We start from the raw sequence: 17,214 nt of genomic DNA on the forward strand, positions 1-17,214 counted from the left end.
CCTCCTAATTTATTATTGACTCTTCCCTATCAGTTTAAATACTGTATTCATGAAAAATAATACTTAACAATATGGTCCTGGAATGGAATAAGACGATTCCATTCCGTACATCACCCCGTTTTTAAGAAATACTATGCTAGCGCAAAAAACTTGTTTTCAGGTAGCAGCTGACTAGATTCTTTGTTTGTCTAAGACAATTGGTTATTTCTTAATACTTATAAAAGAATAGGAGTTATGTTGAATTATGACTCTTTCTTTACTTTCAATTAAATGAAAAAGAAATATGGTGTATTTACCAAGTTACTTTTTGCTATTTAAGGAATAATCAAATCACAGTATATCTTTGTTGTTTTGCAGCAATTTCAAGCACAAAGTTGCTTAACAAAGCAACTTTGTTAAGTACAAATATTGCGGTATCGAATATAAGGAACAGTACTCTATAATATTTTCCCTATCCTTTTTACAAGTATATTTGTAAATGTGCTATATTTCGAAGCTACCTTTTGTAGTTGTAATTGTTAGCTTTAGTTCTTCTGGTTGATTTGTTTGATTATTAGATACGTTTCTTTTTTGCTGATTCTTTGGATTTTTAAGAGCTTCTAAATACTTATCAATATCAAACCAATATTTTTTTCCATCCGAATGGAATTTGTATCGTGGATGCTGATGTAAATCATACTTTTTATCTTTAAATGGTCTTTTACCGATTATTTGGACAATACAGGTATCACGTTCCATTGTTAACAGCTCGTCCTGTGTCATTAATTCTCTACCTAATTTTGAGTAATTTTGCCCAAAACTATCATTGTTGGAGAGTGTTTTACTTTCGTTATAGTCATTGATTGTTTCTTTTCCAAGTTCTTCACTTAAAGATTTAATTGTTGACTTTTCTTTTCCACCTAAGAAAATAGACGTATCACAGTTACCAATAATTGTATCAGCACTGTCTTTATAAATTGGTTTCAGCTGTGAGAGCGTTTGTAAAATAATAGTTGCTGAAATGTTACGTGAACGGATTGTTGCAATTAATTTTTCAAAGTTTGGAATCAATCCAATGTTAGCGAATTCATCTAGTATAAATCGTACATGAGTTGGTAATGAACCTCTGTGTTTTTCATCTGCAATTGTACAAAGCATGTTAAACAGCTGTGAATACATTATAGATACAATAAAATTAAAAGTAGAATCTGTATCAGGTACAATAACGAATAATGCTGTTTTACGCCCTTGATCTCCAAGTGTATCGAGGTTTAATTCATCTTTTGAGATTAAATCACGAAGTGCAGGGATATTTAATGGAGCTAACCTTGCACCGCAAGAGATTAAAATACTTTTTGCTGTTTTACCAGCAGCGTTTTTATATAATTTATATTGCTTTACAGCAAAGTGAGTATTATCCTCTTTTTCTAATTCTTCAAAAAGATAATCTATAGGATTTTTATAGTCCTCATCATCTTCTTTTACCGTTGAATATGAAATTAAATCAATTAATGTTCCTAAATGTTGTTCGTCTTTAGGGAATTTTGAAACGATTAAACTTAAATACGCCTGATATAGTAGTCTTTCCGCCTTTACCCAAAAATCTTCCCCTTTTTTTGAACCTTCTCCTTCTGTGTTCGCCATTATAGTATTAACAAGTTTTAAAATATCTTGTTCGTTGTACACATACTTTAATGGATTGTATCGCATACTTTTTGAAAAGTTTATGGTATTAAATATTTTAATTTTATATTTTCCTACATTTTTTAATGCCATGCCTAGTTCATTAACAATCGTCCCTTTTGGATCTGTAACTACAAAACTAGCATTCATCTGTAGCATATTTGGTTTAACTATGAATCGTGTTTTACCACTACCAGACCCACCAATTACTGTCACATTTTTATTACGTCGTACATCAAAGGGAGCATCTTTATCATCTAATCTAAGCTTTGTATTCTTTGAAAATATAATGTTATTATATTGGTCATTTTCGTCATACATATTTTTCAAATCTTTTTGAACACTACCCCATTGCGCTGAACCATGTTCAGCACCTTTTTTATATTTCTTTTTATTATTTTTCTTGTCGATCACAACGTATACAGCAAATACTACTGTAAACATTGGGACGAACAAGTCAATAACGTCAAAAGACAAAGGAAAAGCGTATAAGAGATATTGCGGTTCTGAAAACAAATAATCAAATGCAGCAAGTGTATTACCTTCAAAAGTTACCCTAAAGTAATAAAAAAGGTAATTTAATAGAATAAACAAAATTACACCAAGAATAATATAAGCTTTATTTTCCTTGATTTTTTCCATTGTAATACTCCTTCTTTAACATTTTAAATTGTACTGTGTTGAATGCCTATTTTAGCGGTGTTACCATGGATTTTACCGTTCTATTTTTATGAATCTTATATATAAAGGAAGGGCGAGTAATTTTACTCGCCCTCTTTTTGTTTAACTTTGACTTAGCTAAATAAACCCTTTAATGAAGGAACAAGTAACGTTGCGATTAAAACAATACCAGCACCACTCATAAACTGTTTCATCCCCTGTGACTTTGCCCCTGGGTTATCATTACCATAACCTTCTAATAAGTTTACAACTCCCCATACACCTAAACCTGCACCAATTAAGATAACTAATTTTTGTAATACATCTACACCAGTATTAAAAAATTGCATTATTTTTCCCCCTATCTATTTTTTGCGTAACCTTGACTTAGCTAAATAAACCCTTTAATGAAGGAACGAGTAACGTTGCGATTAAAACAATACCAGCACCACTCATAAACTGTTTCATCCCCTGTGACTTTGCCCCTGGGTTATCATTACCATAACCTTCTAATAAGTTTACAACTCCCCATACACCTAAACCTGCACCGATTAAGATAACTAATTTTTGTAATACATCTACACCAGTATTGAAAAATTGCATTATTTTTTCCCCTTTTCTTTATTTGTATTTGGTAATTCATTTTTTATAAGAATAGATAGTAAAACATCTATTTTATAATACTTGATAAGTTTTAAACCGCCTTGTATTAAAAGGGGTAAGCCTATCAAAAGTAATACTACTTGAATAACAATATATATATCTAACATAGTCTTTACCGCCTTTTACATATTAATGTTTTGTTCTTGATTCTTCTCTTTCTTTTTTCTCTTTTTGAAGAATAAAAATGTTCCTAATATGATACAGATCACCGCAACTGTAATTAATGCGATTATTATATTTTGATTGTTTGAATCTTTCTTTTGGTTATTTTTTTCATCTTTTTTGTATAAAAAACTGTTTGAGTTGTTCTTTGCGGTAGTTGGATATATTTCTGTTATTTCTGTTGCATTCACTTGTACGGTTCGTGTATCCAGTCCCAAAAATGTTGAACCTTTATTAATGTATCTTTCTGTATCCAGGTTAATTGTGGTATCTTGTCGAACCGCATATTCTTCATGAGAATTTTCGTTTTCATCTAATATTTTAATTGTTCTTCCATAGGGTAGCGTTAGGCTAGAAACAAATGCGCCACTTGCATCTAAAAATTTGACCATGTATTTCTCGCCAATATTTTTATTTTTAAACACGTATTTTTTTTCAGTGTATACGCTAACTTTATTATTATTTGAACTGTTTGAAGTTAAATAATCTTTTAACTTAGTATCGTTTTGCATCGAACCTCCCCATGGATTATTTGTAGGGGGAATAACATTACCATTATTAGTTTTTGCATTGTTTGCATCCGATTTTTGATTGCTATTTGTGGCTGTACCTTTGCTGTCGTTAGGTTTCTCTGTTGTTCCCGTTGTTTCTTTATTTGGTACCTCGGTTGTAGTTTCGTTAGGTTTTTCTGTGTTGGTTTGGGCTTCTTGTAATTCTTTAAAACGTTCATTTAAAATTTTTTCAACCTGATCTGAAACATCTTTATCTGTAATTGGTTTTTTTTCAGATTCAGTGATTACTTTTTCAGCGTTTTCCCATTTTGCATAAAGAGTAATGGAATCTTTTAAGTTGTCATTGCTAAATTTATTTGTTAACTCAGCATTTGTATACCAACCGATGAAAATCTTGTCTTTATTAGACAGTCTAGGCGCTTTAATTTTTTGACCGATATTTAATTTTACAGGTGCAATTTGTTCTTCTATATTTGTTACAAAATTCACCGTAATTTCTTCTGTTTTATCGTCAATCCCATTGTTATTAAAATCAGAGAAGAATTTAGCGTAATATTCACCATTAGAATCGGTAATTTTTTTATTATCAATATCCTGTAGTTTTTCTTCTACCTTTTTTCCATCACCTTTATCTACTGCTTCAAACCACCCTGTAAATTTATAATTTGTGCTTGGATTTATATCTGGTAAAACATCTTTTAGTTTTGTATCTTTAGTAGCACTTTTCACTACTTCTTTTACTTGCGCATGATTTTCTAATAAATTTCCACCTACATCTTTAACATAGAATTTCACTGAAAATTCCTCTTTAGTTGTTAAGACTGGTTTAATAAGTAATTTTCCATCTTTCATTTCAATTGACCAGTAACTTAACATTTTCCCATTACTAACCTTCGGTTTTTCAAGGTTCATTTCTTTATCACTAGTTAATACCGTACTTTCAACTACATCATTATTTTCATTTAGCACTTGGATCATCGCTTTGGATGGTATTAGTTCATGGAATAAAACTTTACCTTCATAGCTCACTTTCAAATAATTCCGAGCAATATTTTCATTTTCTTTTGTTTGTGTAGGATTATTTACAGTAGCAAGGACTGTTGTGTTACCTATTAGAGAAAGTGATAGAACACTACTTACTAAAACCCGCTTTGACTTTTCCCACATATGATTAATCCCTTCTGTTTAATTCTTTTTGTGCCTTTTCTAGCCAATCCAAACTAAACTCAACATTTTCAAGAGCTGAATCCTCCTTGTTTTCGTTTGCTTTTATCATTTGATCCAGCATATCGATTACTTCAGAGGGCTCATCTAGATTAGAAGAAGTTAAATACGCCATAATATTTTTTTCTAAGTTGTCAAAGGGTATATTTTTTAATTCTAAATTTGTTTCTTCTTCTAATTTTGAAATAATACATTCGTTATTGTAATACTCTTGAACAGCAATGTTTTTTTTATTGTGATTTAATACTAAAAGCAATAAGTTTAGTAAGAAGATATTTGTATGTTGTTTTTTGATTAAAATATTTTCATTATCTTCTATTTTTGTAAGAGGATATAGCTTTGAAATTCTTGATTTATCAACTTTTATATTTAAGGCCTGTACAACTTGCATTTCTAATATCTGATTATTAAGAGTAGGAAGATGAAACATATGCTTCTTTATATAGGCTTTAATCAGCATTTATTAATCTTCCTTATTATTTTTCTTTCTTTCATCTTCAAAATTATCTTCATAGTAATCATCTTCCATTACTTCTTCATCTTCATTTGCCTTGGTTTGATTCTTTTTCTTTTTCATAACTAAGAAGTAATATAAAGTAACCCCAACCACAGCAATCAATAATACAATTAGAAGAAACGAATTGTTGTTACTTTCTTCTTTCGGTTTTTCTGTTGCAGATTGAGTATTTGCTTTCTCAGCTTCTGCTTGTTTCTGATTTGGTACATTTGGTTTAGCGCTTGTACCATCTTTACTAGCAGTTGCAGTACCATCTAGTGTTGTCTTTTTAACATCTGATAAAAAATAGACATTATTTTGGGTTTTATCTAAATCCACAATTAAGTAAAATACATTACTATCTTTATCGGTGATTGTATAAAATGCTTTAGAACCGCTTGTTGTAAAGTCTGTAACTGTCCCTGTACCATCGACTTTTTTTCCATTAACACTTGCAGGCGTTTGAGCTTCGACTTCTTGTTCTTTCTTTTCACCCTTAACGTCTGGTCCAGAAGGTGGCTCTCCTACTGATTTATTTTCTGTTACCTTTTGTGTTTCTGATTTGTTTTCTTCTGCGTATGTTAAATTGGAAACACTTCCGAATGACAGTGAACCCATTAATAATGTTGTGAAAAACAATCGTCTAGTAAGTTTGAACATAACCTTGAGCTCCTTCTCGCTTAGTACTGTTATTTTGGTTATCTTCTTTCACATCAGTTTCAACTTGGCCTTTTTCTACTTCATTATCAATTGCTTTTAGTGCTTCATCAGGACTTACTCCTGTTTCTTGCAGCCGTCTCAACACTTCACTATATTTCAGATTAAACAGTAGTTCTTTATCTGTAGCTAATCGGCTTTTTTCGTCTTTCAAATTGTCTTGTAATTTTTCAATTCGTAGTTCTCTTTTTGCGATTTTTTCCTCTAATTTTTTGATGCGATCTGACAAAAAAACCACTCCTTAATACTTTTTTAAAACTATTATCTTTTAACCCTGTGGATTCCAGCGAAATGTTGTTGCCAGTATGGATTTTTCCAGCTGTGATAACCAATCCCAGCATTTTGGCTGTCATACATAGTGTTTTCGTCAATATAGAATCCAACGTGAGAAATATGATCTGGACCGCCATAAGTACCTTTGAAGAAGATTAAATCACCTGGCTGTGCTTCACTTGGATTAATTGGTTGGGTTACCTGATATTGTGTCAGTGCGTATGAATCTATATTTATTCCAATTTGCTTTAAGCCCCAAGATGTTAGCCCGCTACAATCAAATCCTTGATTTGGATTTTTACCGCCCCATACATACGGCCATCCTTGAAATTTCTCAATTTCTGCTAATACTGTTTTGAAATCTCCTGAAATATTTGCACCAGGACCCCCAATGTACTCACTAATTAACTCACCATAATGGAAGTTTCCTCCATCAACATATCTATAGGGTTTACCTACTCGAACCGATGTTTCGTTGACGTAAGGTGTAGTAATCCCAGTAGTATTTCCTAAACTTGGGGCTACTACAGTTCGTGAGTATTCTTCAGCTACCTCAAGGGAATATTCTCCCCCTCTTTTACCAAGCCATGTTGCGAAATAATTACCATAGTTGTAGGCTTGTGCTAATGCCTTAACATTATTTTCATAACCCATGTTAAAAGCTTTTAGGGCTAGCAAACAATCTTTTAAATGCTTTACACCTTGTCGAACGGACTCTTCCTCTGTCTGAAATACATTTGGTCTACCATAACCAGCAGACTCGGAAGACTGCATAATGTCGCGAGTACCTGTTCCTCCGCTCTCGATCTGTATTATAGCTAAAAGTAAATTGACATAATCTTGCATGCCTTGTGCAGTGGCTTCTTTTTCAACTAATGCTCGCCATTTTTCAACTTCAGGAGATAAGTTTTTTGAAGCACCAATGTTTCCACTGATTTGTTCTTGTGACTTTGATCCGGCACCCAACATACCTGCAATCAATAAACAAATAATCCCAACAAATATTATTGGTAAAGCACCAGTAAATGCACCGCCAGCTATTGCTGCAACCTTAGTTCCTATTAGCTTTTTGACGTTTTGAAGATTAAATTTCCCTAAACTTTTGAGTAAATTAGCAACTTGATCCTTAACGTTAGATGCAATACTCGTAAGGGCTCTTGCCTTATTCTTGTCTCGAAGTGGAGAGTAGTACATTTTCTTTTTAATAGCTTTTTTCTTTAGGATAGTCTTAGACTCTACTTTGAGCTTTGTATCTTTAGGGAAAGGTATTAGCTTGCTTTGTTGCTTACCCATTTTCCCTAATTTTGCATTTGCTTTAATTCTATTTTTAGCGAGCTTTTTTGTAGCTCTAGCAATTTTCGTGGCACTTTGACTCGCTAATTTTACGCCCTCGTCACCTTTTTCTAGTTGTTCTTGATACTTTAAAGCACTACTTCCTGCTACATTTGTTGTTACTTTCGTTAACTTTTTTGCTGTTGCTTTTGTTAGTTTTTTTATGCTAGGCTTTTTCTCTAGCTTTTTTAATTTTTTGAGACTTTCGATTTTCCCTTTATCAAGTGTTTTTATATAAAGCTTTTCTTGTCTTCTTTTCCTTAATTTTCGAAAACCCTTTTTGGTTAATCCAAACCCTTTCCTGGTTAATCTATAACCTTTAGTAACCCCTTGACTGGCTACCTTAACACCATCATCACCTTGTTCTAATGCTTTTTGATACTTTTTAATACCACCTTTTACAGAGTTTTTTGTAGCACCTGCAAGAGTTTTAGTACCATATTTCAAGGTGTTTTTGGCCTCTATTAAAGAATTTTTAACTTCAGCCTTTGTAGCAATCAAGGAATCTTTACCGAGTTTTCCAATAAACTGTATTCCCTTTTGAACTTTTGGATTATCAGTTAATAATTTTTTGAACTTTTTTTCGCTTTCTTTTAAAAGTGATTTTTCAGTTTGCTCTAATTGCTTTTGTTGAGATGTTTTTACTGCCTTTGGTTTCTGAACTTCTTTGATTCGATCTTGTTGTCGAATCTTTTGATTAATATGTTGAGACTGTTTAGAAGATTGCTTTTGTAATTTCTCTTGCCCTGTTTCTTGTGGGCTTTGGAGAACACTTGTAGTCTGTGAAAATTGTTTCTGTTTAGATGTTTCAGAGTGCCTATCTACCCTCTGTACCGTACTTTCTTGTTGTTGAAATTCTTGGTTGCTGTGTTGCAATACTTTAGAAGGTTGCTTTTGCAACTTTCCTTGCCTTTTTTCGGGCGGGCTCTCAGTAGCATTTATAGTTTGTAAAACTTGTTTTTGCTCGGCTGTTTCCTGTTTCTTATTCAGTATCTTTGCGGTACTTTCCGGTTGCTGGAACTCTTGGTTGATGTGTTGAGACAGCTTGGAAGATTGTTTTTGTAGCTTTCCGTGTCCAGTCTCTTGTTGTGGACTTTCTATAGTACTAGTAGCCTGTGAAAACTGTTTTTGCTCAGCTGTTTCAAATGTCTTATTTAGTACTTTTGCGGTACTTTCTGGTTGCTGGAATTCTTGGTTGATGTGTTGAGACAGCTTGGAAGATTGTTTTTGTAGCTTCCCGTGTCCAGTCTCTTGTTGCGGACCTTCTATAGTACTAGTAGCTTGTGAGAACTGTTTTTGCTCAGCTGTTTCAAATGTCTTATTTAGTACCTTTGCGGTACTTTCTGGTTGCTGAAACTCTTGGTTGATGTGTTGAGACAGCTTGGAAGATTGTTTTTGTAACTTCCCGTGCTCGGTCTCTTGTTGTGGACTTTCTATAGTACTAGTAGCCTGTGAAAACTGTTTTTGTTCAGCTGTTTCAAATTTCCGATCTACTGCCTGTACCGAACTTCCTTGTTGTTGAAATTCTTGGTTAGTGTGTTGAAATAACTTAGAAGATTGTTTTTGTAACTTTTCTTGCCCAGTATCCTGTTGCGGAATTTCTATAGTACTAGTAGTTTGCGAAAATTGTTTTTGTTCAGCTGTTTCAAACGTCTTATTTAGTACCTTTGCGGTACTCTCTGGTTGCTGGAATTCTTGGTTGGTATGTTGAAATAACTTAGAAGATTGTTTTTGTAATTTTTCTTGCCCAGTATCCTGTTGCGGAATTTCTATAGTACTAGTAGTTTGCGAAAATTGTTTTTGTTCAGCTGTTTCAAACGTCTTATTTAGTACCTTTGCGGTACTCTCTGGTTGCTGGAATTCTTGGTTGGTGTGTTGAAATAACTTAGAAGATTGTTTTTGTAACTTTTCTTGCCCAGTATCCTGTTGTGGACTTTCTATAGTACTAGTAGTTTGTGAAAACCGTTTTTGCTCAGCTGTTTCGTATTTCCGATCCACTACCTGTACCGAACTTTCTTGTTGTTGAAACTCTTGGTTGCTATGCTGAAATTGTTTAAATGATTCTTTTTGCAATTTTCCTTGCCCAGTATCCTGTTGTGGGCTTTCTATAGTACTAGTAGTTTGTGAAAACTGTTTTTGCTCAGCTGTTTCGTATTTTCGATCCACTACCTGTACCGAACTTTCTTGTTGTTGAAACTCTTGGTTGCTATGCTGAAATTGTTTAAATGATTCTTTTTGCAATTTTCCTTGCCCAGTATCCTGTTGTGGGCTTTCTATAGTACTAGTAGTTTGTGAAAACTGTTTTTGCTCAGCTGTTTCGTATTTTCGATCCACTACCTGTACCGAACTTTCTTGTTGTTGAAACTCTTGGTTGCTATGTTGAAATTGTTTAAATGATTCTTTTTGCAATTTTCCTTGCCCAGTATCTTGCTGTGGGATTTCTATAGTACTAGTAGTTTGTGAAAACTGTTTTTGCTCAGCTGTTTCGTATTTCCGATCCACTACCTGTACCGAACTTTCTTGTTGTTGAAACTCTTGGTTGCTATGCTGAAATTGTTTAAATGATTCTTTTTGCAACTTCTCTGAATCTGTTTCTTGTTGCGGGCTCTCAATGGCATTTTTAGCTTGTGAGATGTTTCTCTGCTCTGCTGTCTCAACATTTTTATCTAATTCCTTCATAGCACTCTCTTGTTGCCGAAAATTGCTATTTGATTTATCAGATGTGTTTTTTCTAATCAAGTTTCAGCAGCCCCCTCATTACTCATTTGCAGTTGCCTTCAAATGCTTAATTTCCTCTGGTTTTGTTGTCATAACCGGATATAAGGAATTGTTTTTAGGGAACTTATCCTTAAATGGTAAAATGACACCTGAATAAACAATTAAACCTTCGCCCTCTTTAGAGTTAGTTATATAGTTTGCTTGATAATCACTAATACCGAATTTACTTTGTAAAATTCTTCTATCACTTGTTGCTTGATTTAAAAGATAAACAAAGTCTGTATTATCAATAATCGTTTCAATCTTTGGACTTGATAATAAATCTTTAACGTTTTGCGTCATACCTGTTGGTATACCGCCCCATTTTCTAAATCTCTTCCAAAACTCTACACTATAATTTGCTGTTTGTTCTTCTGCTAAGAGTTTGTGGAATTCATCCATGTAATACCATGTCTTTTTATTTTTATTACGGTTTATCGTTACTTTGTTCCAAACGTGATCCTGTAGGACTAACATGCCCAACTCTCGTAAGTTAGAACCCAACTCTTTAATATTGAAACAAATCAAACGATTATTAACGTCAATAGTTGTACGATGGTTAAATACATTCAATGAACCATGAACATATAATTCTAATGCATCTGCTAATTCTCGCCCTTCAGCTCTATCGTTATTAACTAAAGCATTATATAAATCCTCTAAAATCGGTATGTTCTCAGGTGTTGGATTTTCAAGATAAGGACGATAAATAATACGAACACATTTATCTACAATTGTTTTTTGCTTTGCTGTTAGTCCCGATTTCCCCCCTGCAACTACTTCCATCAAGGTAATAACGAAATCCGTCTTGAAAGAAATTGGGTTTTCGCCTTCTCCGTAATCTAATGAAATATCTAACGGATTAATATAATCCTTCGAACTTGTAGATATTTTAATTATTTCTCCACCTAGCCTGTAAACAAAGGGTGTATACTCCGCCTCTGGATCACAAATCAAAATATCATCTGTAGTTCTCAAGAAGGTATCTATTATTTCTCGTTTGGAAGAAAATGATTTTCCCGAACCAGGTGTACCTAAAACCAGACCATTAGGATTTTTAAGGGCCTTTCTGCTAACTTGAATTAGGTTATTACTTAGAGCATTTAATCCGTAATATACAGGTTCTTGAGCTTCTTGGTATAGCTCTTGTGTAGTAAACGGTACGAATATGGCAGTAGATGAGGTTGTCAGTCCACGCTCTAAATCTGTTTCATTAATATTTTCACCAAGTGGTAAGGCACTGATTAAGGCTTTTTCTTGCTGCAATTTCAGTTTTTTTAATGTACAATTTTGTTTTTGTGCGACAGAATTCAATCTGAAAATTGCATTATCTAAGCTTTTGCGATCATTTTCAAAAACTATAATAGTAAAGGTCAAATAGAAATATCTTTCATTTTCTCTTTGTAAATCTCTTAAAATTTTTCTACTTTCTTCAACGTGCATATTTAAATCTGTTGGAAGAATATCCATGTCATAACCACTACGTAGAGCCTTCTTTTGTTCCTCGATTTTAATACTATCGAGGTCAGATGCTTTCGATCTAACCATTTTGACAGCCTGTTGTTGTCCAAGACTACGAATGTGCATACTAACAAGCATTTCAAGGTCTAAATCTAAAAAGTCCGCTAAAACTCGGTCCGATAATTCCGTTGCTTCAATTTTTAAATGTAAAGCAGCTGCATGCTTGTTATTCACTTTAAATTCATCTGCATAGGACTCAAAATCTATGTTTTTAGGTGCAATCAAATCTTTAGTTGTTCCACTACTTAGTTGTTCCTTTGATAAACTCTCTAATTCGATATAGTGCTTAGAATTATTATTTAACAGGTAATTAATAACTGATAATCGTTCAATACCATTTAATTCTTCTACTCCTACGCCTAATGTTTTAAAGTGATCTCTGATATTTTCTTCGATACTTGCTAAACGTCTAACGGCATTATTATAAGATTCATCTGTTATTGAAAAAACCAAGTACTTATTTCGGACAATACCATTATTTCCTTTTTGTCTTTGTTCCTCTAGAAATGAAAAATATTCTTCTTGCATCGTTTCAAAATCTTCAATATTACTCATACTTTTGCTGTAAGCAAGCACTTCTTCATTCTCTTCACCATTCATACGATAATTGATAAAGCAAAATTGAATTTTAATAGTGTCATCAAATGAATTTAGTAGTGTACTATATTGTGCGAAAATCCTTTGTTTTATTTCATCTTGTGACAATTGATACGATATATCCGAAAAACGAATCATTCTGTTATAAGTTTTCTCTCCAACATGACAAACCCCATTCGGATACATTTTGTTGTAGTTTAATGTTTCTTGTGTGGTTTTTCTTATTGGACGTTTTGAATCAATTAGTTTTTGCAACGCCTGAAACAGATTGAGTTTTTCTAACCTTGCGTTTTTCATTCATCATATTCCTTTCTGCTGCAACTTTAACGTTTCTTTTTGATACTTTAAAGTATCTCCTTTGCGGATTCAGATATTTATATTCTAAATACAGCTTAATCCACGTTTCAGCAGGCATACCATCTTTGGTGAAGATTGTAGCGAAGATCGCTGGGCATGCTGTAAAGAAAAGACCATATAAAGCAATATCTACGCTAAAGCTTTTTAGTAAGAAAAATACTGGTAAGCTTATCGCTAAAGCAATTGAAAATCCGATCAATTGCCTTTTTGTTAACCCGAGAAACAATTTAGACTTTATGGTCTTTAACTCTTTGGGAATAGATACAACGAAATTATTATTCATTCTTATCTAACCCCTTCCTAAGTTCACTAGGCATATCTTTCAAAAATCTAAATTCCTCTATAAATAAGGCTCCTTGTAATGCCTTTTTACTTGGGAAAATGATTTTCATAAAGATAAACATAAATATAAATGTCCAAAGAATAAGCAGTGTAATATCAAACATACCTAGTAAGCCAACAATCTTTAAATCATCTGAAATAACCTTTGTTTCTGCATATTCCTTTAAATCGTCAGCGTTAGCAACAATTAAATTTATTTCAATCAATGTTACTATCCATGTCACTAGTGAAATAACACCAAATGTAATTAATAGGTTTTTATGTTTATTAATCCATAGTTTCATTTAAATTGCCCCCACTACAGATTTAGCAAGTGAATGTGTTCGTGTTAACGATACTACGAGAATCGCCATAGAAACGAGCATTAACATTAATCCGAATAACCCATCTTTTTCAGCAGCCATTAAACCACTTGCTTTTTCGAGTAACCCAGCATAAATAATTAAGCAAACGAGCATGAAATATCCTTGAAGCATTAGAGCCAGTAAATTTTTAACATATGCTTGCCCAATACTTCCAATCCAATCACGATTTAAAAATGTTGCAAAAGGAATTGGAGCAACTGAAATGTAAAGCAAAATTGCAACCATACGACTCCAAGCTACTAAATAGATAACTATACACATAGCAAATGATGCGATTAAAGCTATAGCTGAAACAACCCACATTGATAAGGCAGCACCGACGTCATTCTCTTTCATTGAATTAAGAAGATTATCTGTTATAGTATCAGGCAATTTTAGTGTCGAGGCTGGAATATGATCTGTTATCCATTTACCAAGATCGAATACAGCAAGTGTTATATCAAAAGCGTTAGTCAACAATAAAATCATTGCACTTGTTTTAATGATTAAAAACATTAATTGTCCCGTATCAAAATCGCTACCGCGATTTTTCTCAACAACTAACTGATATAGTTCATAACAAAATATATATGTTAAAATCAGCCCCGCAACGGGAAGTATGGCGGTGTCAGATATTAGCCTAAGATTCTCAACAATTGTTTGTGAAAACTGTGTTGGAGTTTCTGAAACATTTGCCTGAACTGTATCAACGCTTTTTTGGAATAATCCGGTGATCCAATCAAGGAAGAGTTCTATACCACCTTTGAACATCTTAAAAAGCATTTCTAGGATAGCATCAACGATTGCACCCATCATCTGTCCACCTCGTTCAGTTCAAATCAATATAAACGAGTTTGTTTTCACCGTCTATTTTTTGAACAAGTTTTAATTGTAAACTTTTGTTTTTTGCATATTCATTTGGAATCGCTAATAATACTTTCCCTGTTTGTTCTGAAGTCATTTTTGCTCTCCAGTCGGTAGTGATATGTGTTTGCTGATATTCTAAAAATTCATTCCCACTAGCTATTTCTTTATCGCCTATCACAAGTCCTGAACCTTTATTTAATAAAAAGCCTTCTTGTGGACTACGTTTTGCTTTTCCGTTTATTTCATGTTTCATATTAATGATTAGTAGTTTAAAATCATTTTTGAGGTTTAAATTTTTATTACTTACATAACTGTTGTATCGATCCCGCAAATCAAGTTCAGATGATTCGTCAAAATCTCTCATTTCAACATTAGTAATACTGCGAGTGAATGTGAATTTTTCCATTACAATTTCATATTTACTATCTTTAAAAATATTGACTGGCAAGTTTACTGATTCATTCTTTTTGACAATCTTTTTTGCTTGTGTCTGTTGTTGTTCTTTTACAACATTTTCACTTTTACTACTACAAGCTGATAACATTGAAACTGATAACATTATGAATAAAGCTTTTTTTGTTAAATTCAGTGTAATATCCCCCTTACTCATTAAAAGTTAGAATTGACGTGCATTAAATTTGTGAAATTTTTTATTACAATATAATGTAGGAAGTGTAGGGTGAAAACATTGAGTACATCATATTAAATAAAAAAATAAATATATTTTATTCTATTTTTTTGGCACTAAATATACTTGGTTCAAACAGATTTTCAAGGGGTTCTTGCAGACACAAGCTGATGGCCTCCGCTCTATTTGCATTTACTCCACTTTTACCAACCTCGATTCCATACAAGGTGTTTTCAGGAACATTGGATAATCGAGATACATCTTGAACAGTTAGCCCCTTAGCTTCTCTAACCGTTCTTAAAATAGTTGAACTTTCATTCGGTATTTTAGGCAAATTACCACCCCCTTGTGTATATTTTATTGGATTAATAATCCAATGTCAACGAACTGTTGAACTTAATTGAACTAAACGTTGTTTTTGTTTTTGAACGAATACTAATTGAAAGGTTGATTTGATTGGAAAACAATACCTTCGGACAGAATCTTAGGAATTTAAGGTTACTTAAAAAGCTTAGCTTAAATGCTTTGGGTAAAGAGTTAGATGTAACAGGAAGTGCAGTATCTGCTTGGGAACTTGGAAAAAAAGAACCTAACTTTGATATGCTAAAAAAAATTGCAATCTATTTTATGGTTAGTACCGACTATTTGTTGAATCATCAAGTACTGGACAACGAAGAGCAAAAAAAGGCAGTTGTTACACAGTTGGCTCATAAATTGTACGAAAAAAGCAAGGATATTCCAGTATTCGAAGAGGAACTTCTTTCCTATATTAGTTACTTGGATTTCAAAAATAAATTTGAACATGCTGAATTACAAAATAAAGAGATTAACAAAGATGAAAATAATAAGTAAACTACCTATCATGGAAAAGAAAAGAGCGTCTTTATTTTAAGATGCTCTTCCTCATTTATTTTGATTTTCACGTTCAATTTGATTTAACACACTTAAGATTTCATAGTAAAATTCCACAGGATTTTCTTGGCTACTTAAAACTTTTTCTAAAAGTTTTATTTCTGCATTCCTCAGCCCGGCTTGATCTAACGATTGATACATAACTCTTCAGCCCCTTATAACATACTGTTTAAGAATTTTCATTAGTCACAACAAGATGTTCGATAGTAATCCCTAATGCTTTAGCTAATTTTTCTAAGGTTTTAAAAGTTGGATTTCTTCTGATGCCATTTTCTATTTCTGAAATTGTAGATTGAGGGACACCTGATCTCCTTGAGAGTTTTGACTGACTCCATCCTCTACTTTCTCTGAAAAGCTTTATTTTATAAATAATGGCCACCTCCTCGAATCATTTCTTGCTATATATATTTACTTTATCTGTTTACAGATAGTTTTAAAAATTCTTTTTTATCTTACAATTCTTTCCTGATTTAGAGAAGGGGCAAAAAAATACCCCTCCCCACGTGACCATTTTCATGGTAAAATTATTATTTATGACAAAAAATAGCAAAATAAAATAAAGGGCGCATTTCGCCCTTTATTTTATTTTGCTATATATCTTTTGCAGTTGCTTTTTGATCGTTTCAGCGGATTTGAACAATTTTTTTGCAATTTCAGTCTTACTAAGTCCGCTTTCTTTCAAATAAAAAACTTCACGCTCTGACGGTGTTAATACTCTGGCTTTTCTTTCGATTTTCAATGCATCTACTAGTACGGCTGACACATCTGAATGAAGGCAATTTTTATCATAAAATGCTTCTCTAATCACTTTGGGAATATCTTTATAAGACTGCTTGGTTACATAGTTAATGGCTCCATTATCAAAAGCCTCTAAAATAATTTCCTTTTCATCCCAAGATGTTGACATAATTATCTTATTAAAACCTTTTGCAGTTAATTTTTTTGCTACCTCTAGCCCATTTAAATGACTATCTTCTGGTGACAATGTAATATCTAATAAAATTATATCAATTTCTTCTATATTTCCTTGTAGAGCTTCTTCCTCCGTGTAAGCTTGCCTTACAATCAATATATCTTCTTCTTTTTCTATATAATTTTTTAAACACTTCATCCAGACTGTATCATCTTCTACCAACATTACCCTAATTTGTTGCATAACGCTTAATCTCCCATCAATATAAGAATAAA

General features: G+C 32.9%; 19 protein-coding genes. 1 reads left to right on the forward strand and 18 read right to left on the reverse strand.

Annotation, left to right across the window (positions count from 1 at the left end):
* Positions 1–483: 483 nt before the first annotated feature.
* The 15 genes from ACW0JX_RS29080 to ACW0JX_RS29150 all read right to left on the reverse strand — a co-directional run bounded on the left by ACW0JX_RS29080 (position 484) and on the right by ACW0JX_RS29150 (position 15,448).
* Positions 484–2,304, reverse strand: a complete 1,821-nt coding sequence (locus ACW0JX_RS29080) for a VirD4-like conjugal transfer protein, CD1115 family (protein WP_078401693.1) — start codon at positions 2,302–2,304, stop codon at positions 484–486.
* Between the two features lie 152 nt (positions 2,305–2,456).
* Positions 2,457–2,672 (reverse strand): Maff2 family mobile element protein, encoded by a 216-nt coding sequence (locus ACW0JX_RS29085; RefSeq protein WP_050845617.1) that lies wholly within the window; start codon positions 2,670–2,672, stop codon positions 2,457–2,459.
* A gap of 37 nt (positions 2,673–2,709) precedes the next feature.
* Positions 2,710–2,925 carry a Maff2 family mobile element protein gene (locus ACW0JX_RS29090; RefSeq protein WP_050845617.1) on the reverse strand — a complete coding sequence of 72 codons (216 nt, stop codon included), beginning with the start codon at positions 2,923–2,925 and terminating at the stop codon, positions 2,710–2,712.
* Positions 2,925–3,092, reverse strand: coding sequence for a hypothetical protein (locus ACW0JX_RS29095; RefSeq protein WP_176545998.1), 168 nt, complete (start codon positions 3,090–3,092; stop codon positions 2,925–2,927). Before ACW0JX_RS29095 ends, ACW0JX_RS29090 begins: the two co-directional genes overlap by 1 nt.
* Before the next feature lie 15 nt (positions 3,093–3,107).
* Complete coding sequence (locus ACW0JX_RS29100) at positions 3,108–4,826, reverse strand: InlB B-repeat-containing protein (RefSeq protein WP_336974546.1); 1,719 nt, start codon at positions 4,824–4,826, stop codon at positions 3,108–3,110.
* Positions 4,827–4,830: 4 nt separating this feature from the next.
* Complete coding sequence (locus tag ACW0JX_RS29105) at positions 4,831–5,343, reverse strand: hypothetical protein (RefSeq protein WP_098863727.1); 513 nt, start codon at positions 5,341–5,343, stop codon at positions 4,831–4,833.
* A gap of 3 nt (positions 5,344–5,346) precedes the next feature.
* Positions 5,347–6,039, reverse strand: a complete 693-nt coding sequence (locus ACW0JX_RS29110) for a CD1107 family mobile element protein (protein WP_072941935.1) — start codon at positions 6,037–6,039, stop codon at positions 5,347–5,349.
* Positions 6,023–6,325, reverse strand: a complete 303-nt coding sequence (locus ACW0JX_RS29115) for a hypothetical protein (protein ID WP_459245997.1) — start codon at positions 6,323–6,325, stop codon at positions 6,023–6,025. Before ACW0JX_RS29115 ends, ACW0JX_RS29110 begins: the two co-directional genes overlap by 17 nt.
* A gap of 32 nt (positions 6,326–6,357) precedes the next feature.
* Positions 6,358–10,440 (reverse strand): lysozyme family protein, encoded by a 4,083-nt coding sequence (locus ACW0JX_RS29120; protein ID WP_459245998.1) that lies wholly within the window; start codon positions 10,438–10,440, stop codon positions 6,358–6,360.
* 18 nt (positions 10,441–10,458) lie between these two features.
* On the reverse strand, positions 10,459–12,873 hold the full coding sequence (locus ACW0JX_RS29125) for a VirB4-like conjugal transfer ATPase, CD1110 family (protein WP_078401690.1): 2,415 nt from the start codon (positions 12,871–12,873) through the stop codon (positions 10,459–10,461).
* Positions 12,815–13,216, reverse strand: coding sequence for a PrgI family protein (locus tag ACW0JX_RS29130; protein WP_050845611.1), 402 nt, complete (start codon positions 13,214–13,216; stop codon positions 12,815–12,817). Before ACW0JX_RS29130 ends, ACW0JX_RS29125 begins: the two co-directional genes overlap by 59 nt.
* Entirely contained in the window at positions 13,209–13,559 is a 351-nt protein-coding gene (locus tag ACW0JX_RS29135) for a hypothetical protein (RefSeq protein ID WP_459245999.1), read from the reverse strand. Before ACW0JX_RS29135 ends, ACW0JX_RS29130 begins: the two co-directional genes overlap by 8 nt.
* Positions 13,560–14,432, reverse strand: coding sequence for a VirB6/TrbL-like conjugal transfer protein, CD1112 family (locus ACW0JX_RS29140; RefSeq protein WP_151614186.1), 873 nt, complete (start codon positions 14,430–14,432; stop codon positions 13,560–13,562).
* Between the two features lie 16 nt (positions 14,433–14,448).
* A complete protein-coding gene (locus ACW0JX_RS29145; RefSeq protein ID WP_459246000.1) occupies positions 14,449–15,045 on the reverse strand; it encodes a hypothetical protein in 597 nt (198 codons plus the stop codon).
* A gap of 166 nt (positions 15,046–15,211) precedes the next feature.
* Positions 15,212–15,448 carry a helix-turn-helix domain-containing protein gene (locus ACW0JX_RS29150; protein ID WP_098839964.1) on the reverse strand — a complete coding sequence of 79 codons (237 nt, stop codon included), beginning with the start codon at positions 15,446–15,448 and terminating at the stop codon, positions 15,212–15,214.
* 122 nt (positions 15,449–15,570) lie between these two features.
* On the opposite strand from ACW0JX_RS29150, the gene ACW0JX_RS29155 reads away from it, so the two are divergent.
* A complete protein-coding gene (locus ACW0JX_RS29155; RefSeq protein ID WP_459246001.1) occupies positions 15,571–15,966 on the forward strand; it encodes a helix-turn-helix domain-containing protein in 396 nt (131 codons plus the stop codon).
* Between the two features lie 51 nt (positions 15,967–16,017).
* Here ACW0JX_RS29155 and ACW0JX_RS29160 read toward each other — a convergent pair whose 3' ends face one another.
* The 3 genes from ACW0JX_RS29160 to ACW0JX_RS29170 form a co-directional block, all read right to left on the reverse strand.
* The gene (locus tag ACW0JX_RS29160) at positions 16,018–16,167 is read right to left on the reverse strand and encodes a hypothetical protein (RefSeq protein ID WP_176524333.1); all 150 of its coding nucleotides are present in this window, start codon (positions 16,165–16,167) and stop codon (positions 16,018–16,020) included.
* Between the two features lie 28 nt (positions 16,168–16,195).
* Entirely contained in the window at positions 16,196–16,405 is a 210-nt protein-coding gene (locus ACW0JX_RS29165; protein WP_225989863.1) for a helix-turn-helix domain-containing protein, read from the reverse strand.
* 198 nt (positions 16,406–16,603) lie between these two features.
* The gene (locus ACW0JX_RS29170; protein WP_050845605.1) at positions 16,604–17,182 is read right to left on the reverse strand and encodes a response regulator transcription factor; all 579 of its coding nucleotides are present in this window, start codon (positions 17,180–17,182) and stop codon (positions 16,604–16,606) included.
* Positions 17,183–17,214 lie beyond the last annotated feature (32 nt).

The organism is Bacillus sp. C-3-6 (assembly GCF_054509685.1).

What these genes read in the sequence shown, in the direction of transcription:
- ACW0JX_RS29140 (WP_151614186.1), bottom strand. Translation starts at nt 14,432, where the DNA reads ATGGGTGCAATCGTTGATGCTATCCTAGAAATGCTTTTTAAGATGTTC.
- ACW0JX_RS29130 (WP_050845611.1), bottom strand. Translation starts at nt 13,216, where the DNA reads ATGAATAATAATTTCGTTGTATCTATTCCCAAAGAGTTAAAGACCATA.
- ACW0JX_RS29160 (WP_176524333.1), bottom strand. Translation starts at nt 16,167, where the DNA reads ATGTATCAATCGTTAGATCAAGCCGGGCTGAGGAATGCAGAAATAAAA.
- ACW0JX_RS29110 (WP_072941935.1), bottom strand. Translation starts at nt 6,039, where the DNA reads ATGTTCAAACTTACTAGACGATTGTTTTTCACAACATTATTAATGGGT.
- ACW0JX_RS29135 (WP_459245999.1), bottom strand. Translation starts at nt 13,559, where the DNA reads ATGAAACTATGGATTAATAAACATAAAAACCTATTAATTACATTTGGT.
- ACW0JX_RS29145 (WP_459246000.1), bottom strand. Translation starts at nt 15,045, where the DNA reads ATGTTATCAGTTTCAATGTTATCAGCTTGTAGTAGTAAAAGTGAAAAT.
- ACW0JX_RS29095 (WP_176545998.1), bottom strand. Translation starts at nt 3,092, where the DNA reads ATGTTAGATATATATATTGTTATTCAAGTAGTATTACTTTTGATAGGC.
- ACW0JX_RS29125 (WP_078401690.1), bottom strand. Translation starts at nt 12,873, where the DNA reads ATGAAAAACGCAAGGTTAGAAAAACTCAATCTGTTTCAGGCGTTGCAA.
- ACW0JX_RS29090 (WP_050845617.1), bottom strand. Translation starts at nt 2,925, where the DNA reads ATGCAATTTTTCAATACTGGTGTAGATGTATTACAAAAATTAGTTATC.
- ACW0JX_RS29100 (WP_336974546.1), bottom strand. Translation starts at nt 4,826, where the DNA reads ATGTGGGAAAAGTCAAAGCGGGTTTTAGTAAGTAGTGTTCTATCACTT.
- ACW0JX_RS29085 (WP_050845617.1), bottom strand. Translation starts at nt 2,672, where the DNA reads ATGCAATTTTTTAATACTGGTGTAGATGTATTACAAAAATTAGTTATC.
- ACW0JX_RS29170 (WP_050845605.1), bottom strand. Translation starts at nt 17,182, where the DNA reads ATGCAACAAATTAGGGTAATGTTGGTAGAAGATGATACAGTCTGGATG.
- ACW0JX_RS29080 (WP_078401693.1), bottom strand. Translation starts at nt 2,304, where the DNA reads ATGGAAAAAATCAAGGAAAATAAAGCTTATATTATTCTTGGTGTAATT.
- ACW0JX_RS29105 (WP_098863727.1), bottom strand. Translation starts at nt 5,343, where the DNA reads ATGCTGATTAAAGCCTATATAAAGAAGCATATGTTTCATCTTCCTACT.